This is a genomic window from Prevotella scopos JCM 17725 (genome assembly GCF_018127785.1).
Classification (GTDB): Bacteria; Bacteroidota; Bacteroidia; order Bacteroidales; family Bacteroidaceae; genus Prevotella; species Prevotella scopos.
In genome coordinates this window covers 1,019,433-1,033,597 of the sequence record NZ_CP072390.1, presented here as the reverse complement: position 1 = coordinate 1,033,597, position 14,165 = coordinate 1,019,433, and the positions used below count along the sequence as shown (strand labels likewise).

Here is a 14,165-nt window from a genome sequence, read left to right as displayed (position 1 = left end):
GACGGATAAAATAATAGTCTCTGTCAGCTTGCTGGCAGGGATTTTTTTGTTATCTTTGTGACATGAAGAACGAACATATAGGTGAGGACCTTGCTGCTGGTGTTGCTTGCAACAAGCGTATGATAACTATCCTCGGACCAACGGCTTCGGGGAAGACTGACCTTGCTGCGCATTTAGCCGCTCGACTCAACGCTGAAATCATTAGTGCTGACAGCCGTCAGGTTTATTGTGGCATGGATATCGGTACGGGAAAGGACTTGGCTGATTACACGGTGGATGGGAAGACTGTGCCTTATCACCTTATAGATATATGTGAACCAGGAACGAAGTATAACCTTTTTCGCTATCAGAAGGATTTCCTTGATAGTTATGAGGATATACGGAGTAGGGGAGTGCTGCCCATTCTCTGCGGTGGTACGGGTCTTTATATTGAGGCTGTGTTGAAGGGTTATAATCTTTCGCCAGTGCCACAGAATCCTGAACTGCGTAAGGCATTAGAAGAGAAATCGCTCGATGAATTGACGGCTATGTTAGTTGACCTGAAGGAAAAGAATCATTCCGTTATGCACAATAAGACGGATGTTGACTCTTGTCAGCGTGCTATTCGTGCCATTGAGATAGAGACCTATAATCTTACAAAGCCAACAGAAGAACGGCAATGTCCGCCAATTGACTCATTAATAATAGGTGTAGACATAGATCGTGAGGCAAGAAGAAAGAAAATAACCAATCGTCTGAAAGCACGCCTTGAAGAAGGAATGGTTAACGAGATAGCTGGGCTATTGAAGGAGGGGATACCTGCAGAAGACCTTATCTATTATGGCTTGGAATATAAGTATGTGACAGAGTATCTCATAGGGAAGCTGTCTTATGACGAGATGTTCCGACAGTTAGAAATTGCTATTCATCAGTTTGCTAAGCGGCAGATGACGTGGTTTCGTGGTATGGAGCGACGTGGCTTTACAATTCATTGGGTAAATGCTGCACAAAAGATGGAGGATAAACTTGAAGAAATATTGAGCTTATGGTAGAGGAAGGAAGATGGGGAGTTATTTATTGTCCAAAAGGTGGAGGAGTGCTTGCTAACCCCGTAAAACGTTGGGAGCAAACTGAACGTTGCCTGCAAGCGCACAATATTCAATATGATATGGTGCAGAGTGAGAATCCACGTAGTGTGGATAGACTCGTGCGAAAGTTGATTAGTAATGGTTATAAAACAATTATTATCTACGGAGGCGACTCAGCGTTGAATGATGCGGTAAATTATCTGATGCAATTAGAACCAGAAGAGCGTGAGCGTATTACGTTGGGAGTTATTCCGAATGGCGTGTTAAATGATTTTGCACACTTCTGGGGCTTTGATGAGTCGCACTTGGAACAGACAATAGTTTGGCTCAAGCAGAAGCGTGTAAGACGAGTAGATGTCGGCTGTATTCGCTATGAGAATAAGAAGAATGAGCGTTGCCGTCGATATTTTCTTAATTGTGTAAATATTGGAATGGTGGCTAATATTATAAGTCTTCGTCGTCGTATGCGTCACCTCTTCGTATCCCGAACAATCTCATTTATCCTCTCATGTTTTCTGCTTTTGTTTCAACGTATGGATTATCTGATGTCGCTGAAAATCAACACAGACAGCATTAGGCAACGTCTGATGACGATATGTGTCGGTAATGCACAGGGGTATGGGCAGACACCGAATGCTGTTCCTTACAATGGTTTGCTGGATGTTTCTATCGTTTCCCAGCCCAATATGCTCCAAGCAATGGAAGGTATGTATCTGTTGTTGCGGGAAAAGATTTTGAATCATCGTAACGTACAAGCCTACAGAACAAATGAAATAAACGTGCAGATCGCACAGCATACGCCCGTCAGTGTTGATGGTCGCCTCATAAATGGTACACCCATTGGAACATTCACTATTGATGTGGAGAAAGAAGTTATTAACTTTATCATACCGAGTTAAACTACTTTATATATAATGTATGACGTGATATACAAACGTATGTCACGTCATATTAGGTATAGCCTACGGACATAATATCTATTAAAGTGTTAAGATTAAATTTGTAGGTTTTATTTCGTTTATCTATAATTATCAATACCAAATCTTGTCCTTAATTTTCGTATGAGTTTTAAATGTTAAGGTATTAATCGAATATAATAATAAAATAATATCTTACTTTTAATGTCGTTATGAAAAATATTTGTATCTTTGAAGTACGAAAAGGCAAAGTCTGTAAAGACTTCTACCTAGAATACATAAAAACCAAACACTAAACCTTAAAAGACATGAGCTACTTAAAATTTGAAAAGGCTCTGATGACCAATCTTCAAGATTCGCTTCCTAGGGAGCTGTTGAGAACCAACCGCTCTGGTGCCTATTCATGTTCGACGATTGTTGATTGCAATACGCGCAAGTATCATGGATTACTTGTTGTACCAGTTCCCGAACTGGACGATGATAATCATGTGCTATTGAGTTCGCTTGACCCAACCGTCATTCAGCATGGTGCCTCGTTCAATTTGGGCTTGCATAAGTATCACGGCAATAACTTCAGTCCACAAGGGCATAAGTATATTCGTGAATTTGATTGTGATACTGTGCCTACAACGCTTTATCGAGTAGGTGGTGTCTTGTTAAAGAAGGAAGTTGTCTTCCAGCATTACGAGGACCGTATTTTGATACGTTATACCTTATTGGAGGCACATTCAAAGACTACTTTGCAATTCCGTCCGTTCTTGGCATTTCGTAGTGTTCGTCAGTTTACGCATGAGAATGGTGCTGCTGATCGCTCATATCAGGATGTAGATAATGGTATAAGTACTTGTATGTATGCTGGTTATCCTTCACTTTACATGCAGTTCTCAAAGAAAAATGAGTTCCACTTTGAACCATACTGGTATCGTGGGTTGGAATATCCAAAGGAACAGGAACGTGGTTATGCTTCTAATGAGGATCTGTATGTTCCTGGTTATTTTGAGATGAATATCAGTAAAGGAGAAAGTATAGTCTTTGCTGCTTCAACAACTGAAAGCAAAACTTCAACTTTGAAGATTTTGTTTGATAAGGAAGTGGAGTCACGTAGTCCACGTGATAACTTCTTCCATTGTCTTGTTAATGCTGCACATCAGTTCCATAATCGTACGAAGAAAGATGAGCGATATATCCTTGCTGGCTATCCTTGGTTCAAGTGTCGTGCCCGTGATGAGTTCATTGCATTGCCAGGACTTACTTTGAGTATCGAAGAACAAGATTACTTCGAACTTGTAATGGAGACTGCTGCAAAGGGCTTACGTGAGTTTATGGAAGGTAAGCCACTCACGGTGAAAATCTATGAGATGGATAAACCTGACGTTCCATTGTGGTGTATTTGGGCCCTTCAACAGTATGCAAAAGAGGCTGGTAAGGAACGTTGTAAGAAACTCTACATGGACTTGATACGAGAAATCATGGATTATCTCATTGCCAGCAAGCATCCAAATCTTACTTTGGATGAGAAAGGATTGCTCTATGCTGATGCAAAGGGTGAAGCTATTACATGGATGAACTCCATGGACAATGGCAAACCTGTTGTACCTCGTTCAGGTTATATCGTAGAATTCAATGCGCTTTGGTATAATGCACTACGTTTTACAGCTGCCATGGAAACAGAATGTGGCAATGGGGAACGTGCAAATGAACTTGATGTACTTGCAGAGAAATGTAAGGTTGCATTTGTAGAAACGTTTCTCAATGAGTATGGCTACCTCTATGATTATGTTGATGGAAGGATGGTTGACTGGAGTGTACGTCCGAATATGGTGTTTGCTGTGGCTCTTGACTATTCTCCACTTGACCAGAAGCAGAGAAGGGGAGTGTTAGATGTATGTACACGAGAGCTACTTACACCAAAGGGATTGCGTTCGCTTTCTCCAAAGAGCGGTGGATATAACCCGATGTACACAGGTCCGCAGAGTCAGCGCGACCTTGCTTATCATCAAGGAACAGCCTGGCCATGGTTAGGTGGCTTCTATCTTGAGGCTTGTTTAAAGCTATACAAGCAGACACGTCTTAGTTTTGTTGAACGTCAGTTGGTAGGATATGAGGATGAGATGATAAACCATTGCCTCAGTACACTACCTGAACTCTTCGATGGTAATCCACCATTCAATGGCCGTGGAGCAATCTCTTTTGCTATGAATGTAGCCGAGGTGCTTCGTACGTTGGAGTTACTTGAGAAATATAAATTTTAGTATGAGGAACCTGTATGAAAGTATTAATGTTTGGATGGGAGTATCCTCCTCATGTATATGGTGGCTTAGCAACTGCTAATTTTGGAATTTCAGAAGGTCTTCACGCACAGGGTGATATAGAGACAATACTCTGTTTGCCACATCCTTTTGGTGATGAGGACCATACCTATGCTGAGATTGTGGCGATGAATCATGTGCCAATCGCTTATCGTGAATTAGGCTATGATTATGTAAAGAATCGTCTTGGCAACATTATGTCGCCAGAATTATATTTTAAGTTGCGTGAGCATATTTATGCAGACTTTAATTATATGCACGTCAACGACCTTGGCGCAATGGATTTTGCGGGAGGTTATCCTTCAAATTTGCACGAGGAAATTAATAACTATTCTATTATAGCAGGTGTTGTTGCACGTACTTACGACTTCGATATTATCCATGCACACGACTGGCTGACTTACCCCGCTGGTATTCATGCTAAGCGTGTATCCGGTAAACCTTTGTGTATCCATGTGCATGCAACTGATTTTGACCGTTCACGTGGTAAGGTTAATCCTACTGTATATGGTATAGAAAAGGATGGTATGGATAATGCTGACTGCATCATGTGTGTATCAGAACTTACACGCCAAACGGTTATCAATCAGTATCATCAGGACCCACGCAAGGTGTTTACAGTACATAATGCTGTTTATCCACTGCCACAAGATATTGCTGAAATGCCACGTCCCGTCCATAAAGGTAAGGAGAAGATTGTTACTTTCTTGGGGCGTCTGACAATGCAGAAGGGACCAGAATACTTTGTTGAGGCTGCCAACATGGTACTTCATCGAACACGGAATGTTCGTTTTTGTATGGCAGGTTCAGGCGATATGATGGAGCAAATGATTTATCTTGCTGCAGAAAGAGGTATTGCAGACCGCTTCCATTTCCCTGGTTTTATGCGTGGTAAACAGGTTTATGAGTGTCTTAAAGCATCTGATGTTTATGTGATGCCATCTGTGAGTGAGCCTTTCGGTATCTCTCCTTTGGAGGCAATGCAGTGTGGTACACCAAGTATCATCTCTAAACAAAGTGGTTGTGCTGAAATTCTCAACAATTGTATTAAGTTAGATTATTGGGATATCCACGCACTTGCTGATGCTATCTACTCTATCTGTCATAATGAGAGCTTATTCGATTACCTATCTATAGAAGGTAAGCGAGAGGTTGATCAGATAACATGGGAAAAGGTTGGAGCATGGATTCGTGAACTTTATCTTCGTACCTTAGGCTGGTCATAAATGCCATGTGAGTACTAATAACCTTTTTTAAACTAAAACAAAAAGATAATGAAAACAATCTGTTTATATTTCGAGATACACCAGGTAATTCACCTGAAACGCTACCGCTTCTTTGATATTGGTACAGACCATTATTATTATGACGATTTTGAGAACGAACGTTCTGTATCAGAAATCGCTGAGAGAAGCTATATGCCAGCATTGGATACGCTGCTACAGATGATTAAAGATAATGGAAAAGCCTTTAAGGTTGCCTTCTCACTTTCAGGTGTTGGTATTGAACAACTTGAGATGCACGCTCCACAAGTCCTTGACAAACTGCAGGAACTTAACAATACTGGCTGTGTGGAGTTCCTTGCTGAACCTTATTCTCATGGTTTGGCATCGCTAGCTAATGAGGAAAGCTTTAGGTCAGAAGTGAAACGTCAGGCGAATAAGATAAAGGAGTACTTTGGGCAAACACCAAAGGTGTTGCGTAACTCTTCACTCATCTATAGTGACGAGATAGGTCTGATAGCTTCGCAAATGGGCTTTAAGGGAATGTTGACCGAAGGTGCAAAACACGTCTTAGGATGGAAGAGTCCACATTATGTTTATAATTGTGCGCTCGCCCCTAGCCTAAAACTTCTGTTGCGTGATGTGAGATTGAGCGATGATATATCATTGCGCTTTAATAATTCAGACTGGGAGGGGTATCCTTTGTTTGCTGATACGTATATGGCAGAGATTGCCGCACTCCCAAATGAAGAGCAAGTTATTGGTATCTTCATGAACCTTTCAGCACTTGGTATCGAGCAACCTTTGTCAAGCAATATTCTTGAGTTCTTCAAGGCGTTACCTGCTTGTGCTAAGCAACAGGGTATTACCTTCTCAACCCCAACAGAAATTTGTATGAAGTTGAAGAGTGTTGATAACCTCTATGTGCCAGATACCTTGAGTTGGATGGATGAAGAACGTGATGTCAGCACATGGTTGGGTAATCCAATGCAGCGTGAAGCTTTCAACAAGTTGTATAGCATTGCTGATCGTGTACGCATTGCTAACGACTCACGTATTAATCAGGATTGGGACTATCTGCAGGCAAGTGACAACTTCCGCTTTATGTCAACCAAACCTTCACGTGTTGGAATGGATCGTGGTATTTATGATAGTCCGTTTGATGCCTTCACTAATTATATGAATATTCTTGGTGATTTCTTGAATCGTGTCAATACACTTTATCCAGCTGATATTGATAATGAGGAGTTGAATAGCTTACTCACAACAATTCGCAATCAGGGTGATGAGATTGAAATGAAATCAAAGGATATCAGCAATCTCCAAGCAAAGGTTGAGAAATTGGAGGCGGAAGAGGATAAACTTCGTACTCTTATAGAGGAGAAAGCACCTGCAAAGAAAGCCACCACAACAAAGGCTACAGTTAAGAAAACTGCCAAGAAATCTGCTGTTAAGAAAGTTGAAAAGCCTAGTACAGAGGAGTCTTAGTCGAAGTAAAATTCTGTAGTAATATACTTACAATGCTCATATAGCATACTGATGGTTTCATCAATCATGCTGTATGAGTATTTTTATGTCTTGTAGGTTGATAGGTTCATAGGGAAAGGAACTCTCTGCAGATTTTTTAGGGAATTATTCCTTTAAACCTTGTAAAACAAGAGTTTTCAAAGAAGAAAGAAATTATTGCATAAACATAAGAATAGTTTTATTTTGAATTGCTGTCACTTTTAACATTTTATGTATCCTGCTGTAAAATAATAAGTTAAGTATCTAAGATGAATGACACGAGTGACAGGAAATCAAGTTCATAGATTACTCGGTACAATGAAATCTGCTAATTGGTATTGACTTTTTCTCCCCCAAAACATGAAGTGATTTGGTGGGGGGGCTGACACACTTGGTTTGGTGGGAATGCACAACATGTGTGAGACGCTAAGGTCACTATGATATATGGATGATAGAGGATATGTTGTGGGAAAAGCTTTGTATGACTAAGGTTAACAGTGTTCATTAGTTATCCAAAAGAAACGTTGCAGAATCAATTTTAGAAACTATGTGTCGAGAATGATATGGAGTTTATTTCTTTTCTATGGGTACGCAGCACCAACGTGAAATCTTTAGCATAACGCCTAAGCCTGGTATTTCTTTTAGTAGATAATATTTCTTACTTGACCGAACTAACCGCCCATTCATTCCTTTTAATGGACCGAATTTAACAAACACTTCATCTCCAGCTTTCATTTGAGCTTCTTCGGACGAGAGAAACTTGCGCATCGATATTTCAGGATTACACATCAATCGGAACTCATACATCTGATCATGAGGGATGAGTGCCAATTCCTGTGACTCCTTATGTTTTTTTATAATACTAATTTTATAGTTGGTTTCTTGTATAAGCTTCTGAAGTGATTTGTCCTTCTTAGGTTGTTTGATAAAGAGGAGATTACGCACGATAGGGCGTAAGATAGGGTGGAGCTTACCATCAGCACCTTCCACGTCAACATATTGCTCTGGAACAAAACATTCCAAACCAAGATTTGTAAAGTAGGTTCTTACCTCTTCCAGCTTTAATGTGAATAGTCTTAGTGCATACCAAGATGCTCCGTCATCAATGATTCCGTCTATATACCTTGTTGCTTTTGTCATAGTATGTACAAGAATAATTTCTTCTTAAATGCGTAACCAATTAGCCATAATCTTTTTCCCATCAGGCGTAAGAACGCTCTCTGGGTGGAATTGGATGCCATAAATGTTGTATGTCCGATGGCGTAATGCCATTATTAATCCCTCTTTGCTCTCAGCTATTATCTCTAAGCAATTAGGAAAATGCTCTTTTTCTACAACCCAACTATGATATCTACCTACTTGGAAATGTTTTGGTAAACCCTCAAACAGAGGAGTATCGACTATTTGTGTTGTTTTCGTTGTGACACCATGAAATACATCTGATAAATTCTTTAACTTTGCACCAAAAACCTCGCCAATAGCTTGATGTCCTAAACATACTCCTAAGATGGGCTTTATACCCGCATAATGTTTTATAACATCCAATAGTAATCCTGCTTCTGAAGGGATACCAGGACCGGGGCTTAAAACAATACGATCGTAGGTATTCAAGTCTTCAAGTGAGAATTGATTGTTACGTACTACAGTAACATTTAGTCCTAGTTCTTTTATGAGATGGACAAGATTATAGGTAAAAGAATCGTAGTTGTCAATGATAACACAGTTAGTTTTCATCAGTATCTCAATTCTCTAATTAGGGAGTATTACTTTAACTTTTCAAGAAGATCTTTCAGGGCAGCTACATCCTTTATGGCAGTCGCAGCTTCAAACTCTTCATTCACATCGATACCATAGAACAATGGGTGATGAAAGTCTCTGTTCTTTTCTATGTCGTCAATGCTGATATTCCCACTGATGAAGAACGGAATCTTACCATCATAAGATGCTAAGATATTCCAGTCTTTTATATTCTCATCGATTTCAAAGAGGAAATAATCAATTCCCTCCGCATACTCTTTATATTTCTCTATGTCTTCAGGTTTAGTGATAGCCAAGCACTTCATAATCTTTATTCCTGCATGTATATCAGGATCCAATGTGTGTCGAAGATTATCTATCATCACCATATTTTCCGTTCCACTCAGCTGAACGATATCAAGGTTGAAGTTGAAAACACGAGTAACAATATTCTGTGGCATATCATCAGCAAAGACACCACAAAGAACGAGTCTGTGATTTTTTTGTGATGGCTCTTGTGAAGATAAGGCAGACAAGCTACTATAGTCTGGAATAATACCCGCACATGATGATATCTGGCTGACATAACGTTCGCTATTAGGACGAAAATCCAGTCCTACCCAGTCTATGCCCAATTGGGATACTTCGTGAATATTGCTGGCATCACGCATGCCACTTACCTTTATGACCATATAGATTTAAAATGCTCAAATACTTTTATGCTACAAACTTACATAAAATTATTGAATTATAGGCGTGTCTGGTAAAGAAAAGCATTATTTTGCATAGGAAAGATGTTTAAGAGTAGGCAGGCGAACGTTTTCTTTTATGGTATAGTTTCAAATTGTATAAAAAGTGAAAAATTTATTGTGAATAGATATAATAATATTTTTTATATGGCGTTTAGAAGATATCATAACTATTATTAATAAGTTATTAAGGCCTATGGTTAGAATATTTACATCAGAAGAACTTAAGCCGTCTGAAAAGACGCTTAACCTTATCCGACAGATAGCTTATAGCTATCGTGTTATTAAAATCAATGGGAAGATGCAAACCTTCTGCTTGAACTAATATCGATATGGAAATTATTATATCACCTTCTTTGCTCTCCGCTGACTTCCTGCATTTGGACAAGGAGATTGAAATGATTAATGAAAGTGAGGCTGATTGGCTTCATATGGATGTTATGGATGGCGTCTTTGTACCAAACATTTCTTTTGGATTCCCAATCCTTGAGGTAGTTGGTAAAGCCTGTAAGAAACCGATGGACGTACATCTAATGATTGTTTATCCAGAGAACTATATTCAGCAGGTTGCTAATACTGGTGCCGCTATCATGAATGTTCAGTATGAAGCTTGTCTTCACTTGCATCGGACGATACAAGCAATTCATGCTGCAGGAATGAAAGCTGGTGTGACGCTTAATCCTTCAACACCTGTTAATGTTCTTGAGGATATAATTTGCGATGTAGATGTTGTTCAACTGATGAGTGTAAACCCTGGTTTTGGTGGACAAAAATTCATTGAGAGCAGTATCAGGAAAGTGCAACGTCTTCGTCAACTAATTGAGCGTGAGGGAAGTAAGACCCTGATAGAAGTAGATGGAGGTGTACAAGCAGACACGGCTCCTCGTCTGGTTGAAGCAGGGGTTGACATACTCGTAAGTGGTAGCTATGTATTTAAAGCAGCCGACCCCAAGGCTACTATTCATTCACTCAAGCAATTGCATAGATAAACACGCTTGAATGTGAAAATACCCTCACTTGTCCTTATCAAACTGTAAAAAGATAGGTGAGGGTATATAGTATAGAAAAAAGAGGAATGCTTCTTGTATTTATGTTAAGAGCAAACTTACCTTATGTTCGCGCATCATTCTTCTCAAGTTGAAGATAGCATAGCGCATTCTGCCAAGACTAGTGTTAATGCTAACACCTGTTGTTTCAGCAATCTCTTTAAATGACATCTCTTGATAGAATCGCATAAACACGACCTCACGCTGTGTTGCAGGAAGAAGATTCATCATTCGTTTCACATCAGAGAGTGTTTGGCTATTAATAAACTGACACTCAATATTGTCGATAACAATATCGTCACCACCAACATTTGATAAGTCATTGTCTTTAGGTGCATCAACCACCTTGTCTGCACGTTGCGCACGATACCAATCCATAATGACATTATGAGCAATACGCATAATCCATGCAGAGAACTTACCTGTTGGTGAGTACCTACCTTGTTGTAACTTTGTAATGATCTTTACAAAGGTTTCTTGAAACAAATCGTCAGCAGCATCCCTATCACGAACAACGAATAGAATATACGAAAAAAGTTTCGATTGATTGCGTGAAAGCAATAAATCGAAAGCATCGTTGCTTCCTTCAATGTATGACAATGCCAACTGCTCGTCGGTCATCTCATTCAATTTCTTCATCTTTATTTTTTTTCTTATGAAGTAGAAGTTTTTCGATAGGCTTTTCTTATTATTTTTATTAATTGAGTTGCAAATATAATCATTTTTCCTTCTTAATGCAAATCTTTTATACAAAAAGTCACTCATCCAACCATTCGCTGGCTTGTACGTGCTTTTTCATACCAGGTATTCCCAAGTATTTTTGTTTGACACCACAAAAGGCTATATGTCTTCCATAGTTTTGTGGATTTGCATCTAAAGCTATTTCAGTTTTCATCTGTTTGTTAACCATCTGAATGGAGATGACATTCGTTGCGTCAGTCTCATCGGGACTGTCTGCTAGGAGTACTGCTGAATTGGCTGTGAAGGGTGGTTCCCATTCTGCTTGCTTTATGCTGCGTTTACACGCACCAACGATATAGCCGTGTACCCACACCTCTCTATTCCCGAAGTCGCCTTCTATAAATTCACTGATAGTGTAGAGGTCTAACTCGTCTGGTGAGGAAGAAGAGTCCTGCTTTTCTATTTCGTCTTCCTCTTTATTGTCTGATGGCAAGATGGTTTTGCCACAACTAAACAATAATACTAGTATTAAAAGCGAGAGAAAATATCTGTTTTGTTTCATAGAATCAAGATTAATAATCTGTTACAAAGGTAAATAAATATTCGTAACAAGTCAAGTTAAAAGATAGATTTTAATTCTGATGGATAAATAAAAAGAGGTTGGTGCAGGAAGCTACCAACCTCGAAAATGATTTAGCAAAATATCTAAATCAGTGAAAAACACTTCGCAAATATAGAATAAAAAATGGAATAAAGCAAGTTTTATCAGTAAAAAAATATGTTTTTAACATTGTAAGCGCACACATTGACTTATTCCGTCAGTCGGCATTCATATCATAAAGGATAAATAAAAGATTATACATTGAAAGTGCAACAGAAACCATCTCCAAAATTGTTTTTGCTATTTCTTTTAATCATTGGGATAAGGCTAATAATGTAGATGTTGGGACACTTACAGATTCAACAGAAGTGTCAGGTAAGAATACTTATTATTTTCAAAATTGGGGTGGTTCTTCAAAGAAAGTTGTACTCAATGTGAAGAAAGCATATCTTAGAAAAGTTATAGTAACAACTACAACTTCTGATGGTATCGAAACTGTAAGCTCGATAGAACTGAATGAGAATGCACCTATCTATAACCCCGCAGGGCAGCGTGTAAGTAAGGATTATAAGGGTGTTGTAATACAAAATGGTAAAAAGTTTATCAAGCGATAGACAACTCTTAATAAGTTTGTGATACAGATTTTTTTAAGTATCACTTAATAAAAAAGCGCCAAAGAAACGAACTGTTCTTTGGTGCTTTTTATGATCTTAATCTTAAATTAGAACTCACTTGTAAAGTGGAAACGGATGTGCTCAAAGTCTTGTTGTGCCATGCTTAGCACGTAGCCGGAGTCTGCGAGAAAAACATCACGCCCTTCAATATCCTTTGCCATATATTGATATTTACGTTTCTTGAAGTTCTCTAATTCTTTCTCATCGTCAGCTTCAATCCAACAAGCTTTGTAAAGATGTACGGGTTCCCAGCGACACTTTGCATTGTACTCATGCTCTAATCGGTATTGGATAACCTCAAATTGAAGTTGTCCAACGGTTCCTACAATACGACGATTGTTAAACTGATTGACAAACGACTGTGCGACACCTTCGTTCATCAGCTGTTCAATACCTTTCTGGAACTGCTTAGACTTCATAGGGTCGTCGTTCTCAATGTATTTGAATAGCTCTGGTGAGAAGCTTGGTAAGCCGCGGAAGTGGAGGCTCTCTCCTTCAGTCAGTGTGTCACCTATCTTAAAGACACCACCACTATCTGGCAAGCCTACAATGTCACCTGGGTAAGCCTCTTCTACTGTACTTTTACGTTGCGCCATGAACTGAGTAGGAGAGGAGAAACGCATTGTCTTATCGCTACGAACGTGGAGATAAGGCTGGTTACGCTGGAATTTACCAGAGCATACCTTACAAAAGGCAATACAACTACGATGGTTAGGATCGATATTGGCTGTAATCTTAAAGATGAAACCTGTAAACTTAGGTTCAGTAGGTTCTACTACACGTTCTTCAGCCTTGGTAGAACGTGGACTTGGTGCTATCTGAACGAAACAGTTAAGAAGTTCTTGTACACCGAAGTTGTTCAATGCTGAACCGAAGAAAACGGGTGCAACCTCTGCGCGGCGGTAAGCTTCAACATCAAAGTCTGAATAAACGCCATTAACCAATTCAAGGTCATTGCGTAATTGTTCTGCGAACTCTGCACCTACCTGCTCATCCAATGCTTCGGAGTTGATATCTACCTCAACCTTCTCTGTCACACGTTGTTTGTTTGGTGTGAAGAGATTCAGCTGTTGTTCGTAGATGTTATATACACCCTTAAAACGTTGTCCCTGACCGATTGGCCATGAGAGTGGGCGTACGCTGATTTGGAGTTCTTCTTCCAGTTCATCCAACACTTCAAATGGGTCACGACCTTCACGGTCCATCTTATTGATGAAGATGATAACAGGTGTGTTACGCATGCGGCACACTTCCATCAACTTACGTGTCTGTGCCTCTACACCCTTCGCTGAATCGACAACGATGATGGCTGAATCTACAGCCGTCAGTGTACGATAAGTGTCCTCGGCAAAGTCCTGGTGACCAGGAGTGTCGAGGATGTTTACCTTATAACCTTCATAGTCAAACTCCATCACAGAGGTTGATACTGAGATACCACGTTGTTTCTCAATATCCATCCAGTCGGATGTAGCTGTCTTGCGTATCTTATTGCTCTTCACCGCACCAGCAACTTGAATCTGACCACCGAAGAGAAGGAACTTCTCTGTCAGCGTAGTCTTACCGGCATCTGGGTGAGAGATAATGGCGAACGTTCGCCTGCGTTCTATTTCATTCATTTATTTTATAATCTTTTGGAGTACCTGAAAAGTCTGTTG

The 14,165-nt window shown here is 39.7% G+C and carries 14 protein-coding genes; 8 read left to right on the top strand and 6 right to left on the bottom strand.

The features are described from left to right. The first annotated feature begins 62 nt into the window (after positions 1-62). The 5 genes from miaA to J4856_RS09715 all read left to right on the top strand — a co-directional run bounded on the left by miaA (position 63) and on the right by J4856_RS09715 (position 7,004). On the top strand, positions 63-1,031 hold the full coding sequence (gene miaA / locus J4856_RS09735) for a tRNA (adenosine(37)-N6)-dimethylallyltransferase MiaA (protein WP_025838117.1): 969 nt from the start codon (positions 63-65) through the stop codon (positions 1,029-1,031). After that, the gene (locus J4856_RS09730) at positions 1,025-1,966 is read left to right on the top strand and encodes a diacylglycerol/lipid kinase family protein (RefSeq protein ID WP_025838119.1); all 942 of its coding nucleotides are present in this window, start codon (positions 1,025-1,027) and stop codon (positions 1,964-1,966) included. The genes miaA and J4856_RS09730 overlap by 7 nt, the downstream gene beginning before the upstream one ends. A 326-nt stretch (positions 1,967-2,292) precedes the next feature. Then, a complete protein-coding gene (locus tag J4856_RS09725) occupies positions 2,293-4,236 on the top strand; it encodes a glycogen debranching enzyme N-terminal domain-containing protein (protein ID WP_025838121.1) in 1,944 nt (647 codons plus the stop codon). A gap of 14 nt (positions 4,237-4,250) precedes the next feature. After that, entirely contained in the window at positions 4,251-5,519 is a 1,269-nt protein-coding gene (locus J4856_RS09720) for a glycosyltransferase family 4 protein (protein ID WP_025838123.1), read from the top strand. A 48-nt stretch (positions 5,520-5,567) separates the two neighbouring features. Continuing rightward, the gene (locus J4856_RS09715; RefSeq protein WP_044081081.1) at positions 5,568-7,004 is read left to right on the top strand and encodes a glycoside hydrolase family 57 protein; all 1,437 of its coding nucleotides are present in this window, start codon (positions 5,568-5,570) and stop codon (positions 7,002-7,004) included. A 588-nt stretch (positions 7,005-7,592) separates the two neighbouring features. On the opposite strand, the gene J4856_RS09710 is transcribed toward J4856_RS09715, so the two are convergent. The 3 genes from J4856_RS09710 to J4856_RS09700 are packed head-to-tail and all read right to left on the bottom strand — an operon-like array spanning position 7,593 to position 9,451. Continuing rightward, positions 7,593-8,162, bottom strand: coding sequence for a UpxY family transcription antiterminator (locus tag J4856_RS09710; RefSeq protein ID WP_025838125.1), 570 nt, complete (start codon positions 8,160-8,162; stop codon positions 7,593-7,595). Positions 8,163-8,186: 24 nt separating this feature from the next. Beyond that, on the bottom strand, positions 8,187-8,756 hold the full coding sequence (locus J4856_RS09705; protein WP_065367763.1) for an anthranilate synthase component II: 570 nt from the start codon (positions 8,754-8,756) through the stop codon (positions 8,187-8,189). 29 nt (positions 8,757-8,785) lie between these two features. Next, the gene (locus J4856_RS09700) at positions 8,786-9,451 is read right to left on the bottom strand and encodes a phosphoribosylanthranilate isomerase (protein ID WP_065367764.1); all 666 of its coding nucleotides are present in this window, start codon (positions 9,449-9,451) and stop codon (positions 8,786-8,788) included. Between the two features lie 253 nt (positions 9,452-9,704). On the opposite strand from J4856_RS09700, the gene J4856_RS13345 reads away from it, so the two are divergent. Beyond that, positions 9,705-9,833, top strand: coding sequence for a hypothetical protein (locus tag J4856_RS13345; protein WP_262502746.1), 129 nt, complete (start codon positions 9,705-9,707; stop codon positions 9,831-9,833). Between the two features lie 7 nt (positions 9,834-9,840). Then, positions 9,841-10,497, top strand: a complete 657-nt coding sequence (gene rpe / locus J4856_RS09695) for a ribulose-phosphate 3-epimerase (RefSeq protein WP_025838127.1) — start codon at positions 9,841-9,843, stop codon at positions 10,495-10,497. Between the two features lie 99 nt (positions 10,498-10,596). Here rpe and J4856_RS09690 read toward each other — a convergent pair whose 3' ends face one another. After that, a complete protein-coding gene (locus J4856_RS09690) occupies positions 10,597-11,193 on the bottom strand; it encodes a sigma-70 family RNA polymerase sigma factor (protein ID WP_025838128.1) in 597 nt (198 codons plus the stop codon). 118 nt (positions 11,194-11,311) lie between these two features. After that, entirely contained in the window at positions 11,312-11,797 is a 486-nt protein-coding gene (locus J4856_RS09685; RefSeq protein WP_025838129.1) for a DUF6359 domain-containing protein, read from the bottom strand. Positions 11,798-12,204: 407 nt separating this feature from the next. Between J4856_RS09685 and J4856_RS09680 the strand changes: the two genes are divergently transcribed. Further along, positions 12,205-12,450: a hypothetical protein gene (locus tag J4856_RS09680; RefSeq protein ID WP_065367765.1), complete on the top strand. Its 246-nt coding sequence runs from the start codon at positions 12,205-12,207 to the stop codon at positions 12,448-12,450. A 107-nt stretch (positions 12,451-12,557) separates the two neighbouring features. Here the strand turns inward: J4856_RS09680 and J4856_RS09675 are convergent, their stop codons facing one another. Next, positions 12,558-14,126 (bottom strand): peptide chain release factor 3, encoded by a 1,569-nt coding sequence (locus tag J4856_RS09675; protein WP_025838135.1) that lies wholly within the window; start codon positions 14,124-14,126, stop codon positions 12,558-12,560. Positions 14,127-14,165: the final 39 nt, after the last annotated feature.

What these genes read in the sequence shown, in the direction of transcription:
- J4856_RS09725 (WP_025838121.1), top strand. Translation starts at nt 2,293, where the DNA reads ATGAGCTACTTAAAATTTGAAAAGGCTCTGATGACCAATCTTCAAGAT.
- J4856_RS09675 (WP_025838135.1), bottom strand. Translation starts at nt 14,126, where the DNA reads ATGAATGAAATAGAACGCAGGCGAACGTTCGCCATTATCTCTCACCCA.
- J4856_RS13345 (WP_262502746.1), top strand. Translation starts at nt 9,705, where the DNA reads ATGGTTAGAATATTTACATCAGAAGAACTTAAGCCGTCTGAAAAGACG.
- J4856_RS09690 (WP_025838128.1), bottom strand. Translation starts at nt 11,193, where the DNA reads ATGAAGAAATTGAATGAGATGACCGACGAGCAGTTGGCATTGTCATAC.
- miaA (WP_025838117.1), top strand. Translation starts at nt 63, where the DNA reads ATGAAGAACGAACATATAGGTGAGGACCTTGCTGCTGGTGTTGCTTGC.
- J4856_RS09700 (WP_065367764.1), bottom strand. Translation starts at nt 9,451, where the DNA reads ATGGTCATAAAGGTAAGTGGCATGCGTGATGCCAGCAATATTCACGAA.
- J4856_RS09720 (WP_025838123.1), top strand. Translation starts at nt 4,251, where the DNA reads ATGAAAGTATTAATGTTTGGATGGGAGTATCCTCCTCATGTATATGGT.
- J4856_RS09715 (WP_044081081.1), top strand. Translation starts at nt 5,568, where the DNA reads ATGAAAACAATCTGTTTATATTTCGAGATACACCAGGTAATTCACCTG.
- J4856_RS09710 (WP_025838125.1), bottom strand. Translation starts at nt 8,162, where the DNA reads ATGACAAAAGCAACAAGGTATATAGACGGAATCATTGATGACGGAGCA.
- J4856_RS09730 (WP_025838119.1), top strand. Translation starts at nt 1,025, where the DNA reads ATGGTAGAGGAAGGAAGATGGGGAGTTATTTATTGTCCAAAAGGTGGA.
- J4856_RS09685 (WP_025838129.1), bottom strand. Translation starts at nt 11,797, where the DNA reads ATGAAACAAAACAGATATTTTCTCTCGCTTTTAATACTAGTATTATTG.
- J4856_RS09705 (WP_065367763.1), bottom strand. Translation starts at nt 8,756, where the DNA reads ATGAAAACTAACTGTGTTATCATTGACAACTACGATTCTTTTACCTAT.
- rpe (WP_025838127.1), top strand. Translation starts at nt 9,841, where the DNA reads ATGGAAATTATTATATCACCTTCTTTGCTCTCCGCTGACTTCCTGCAT.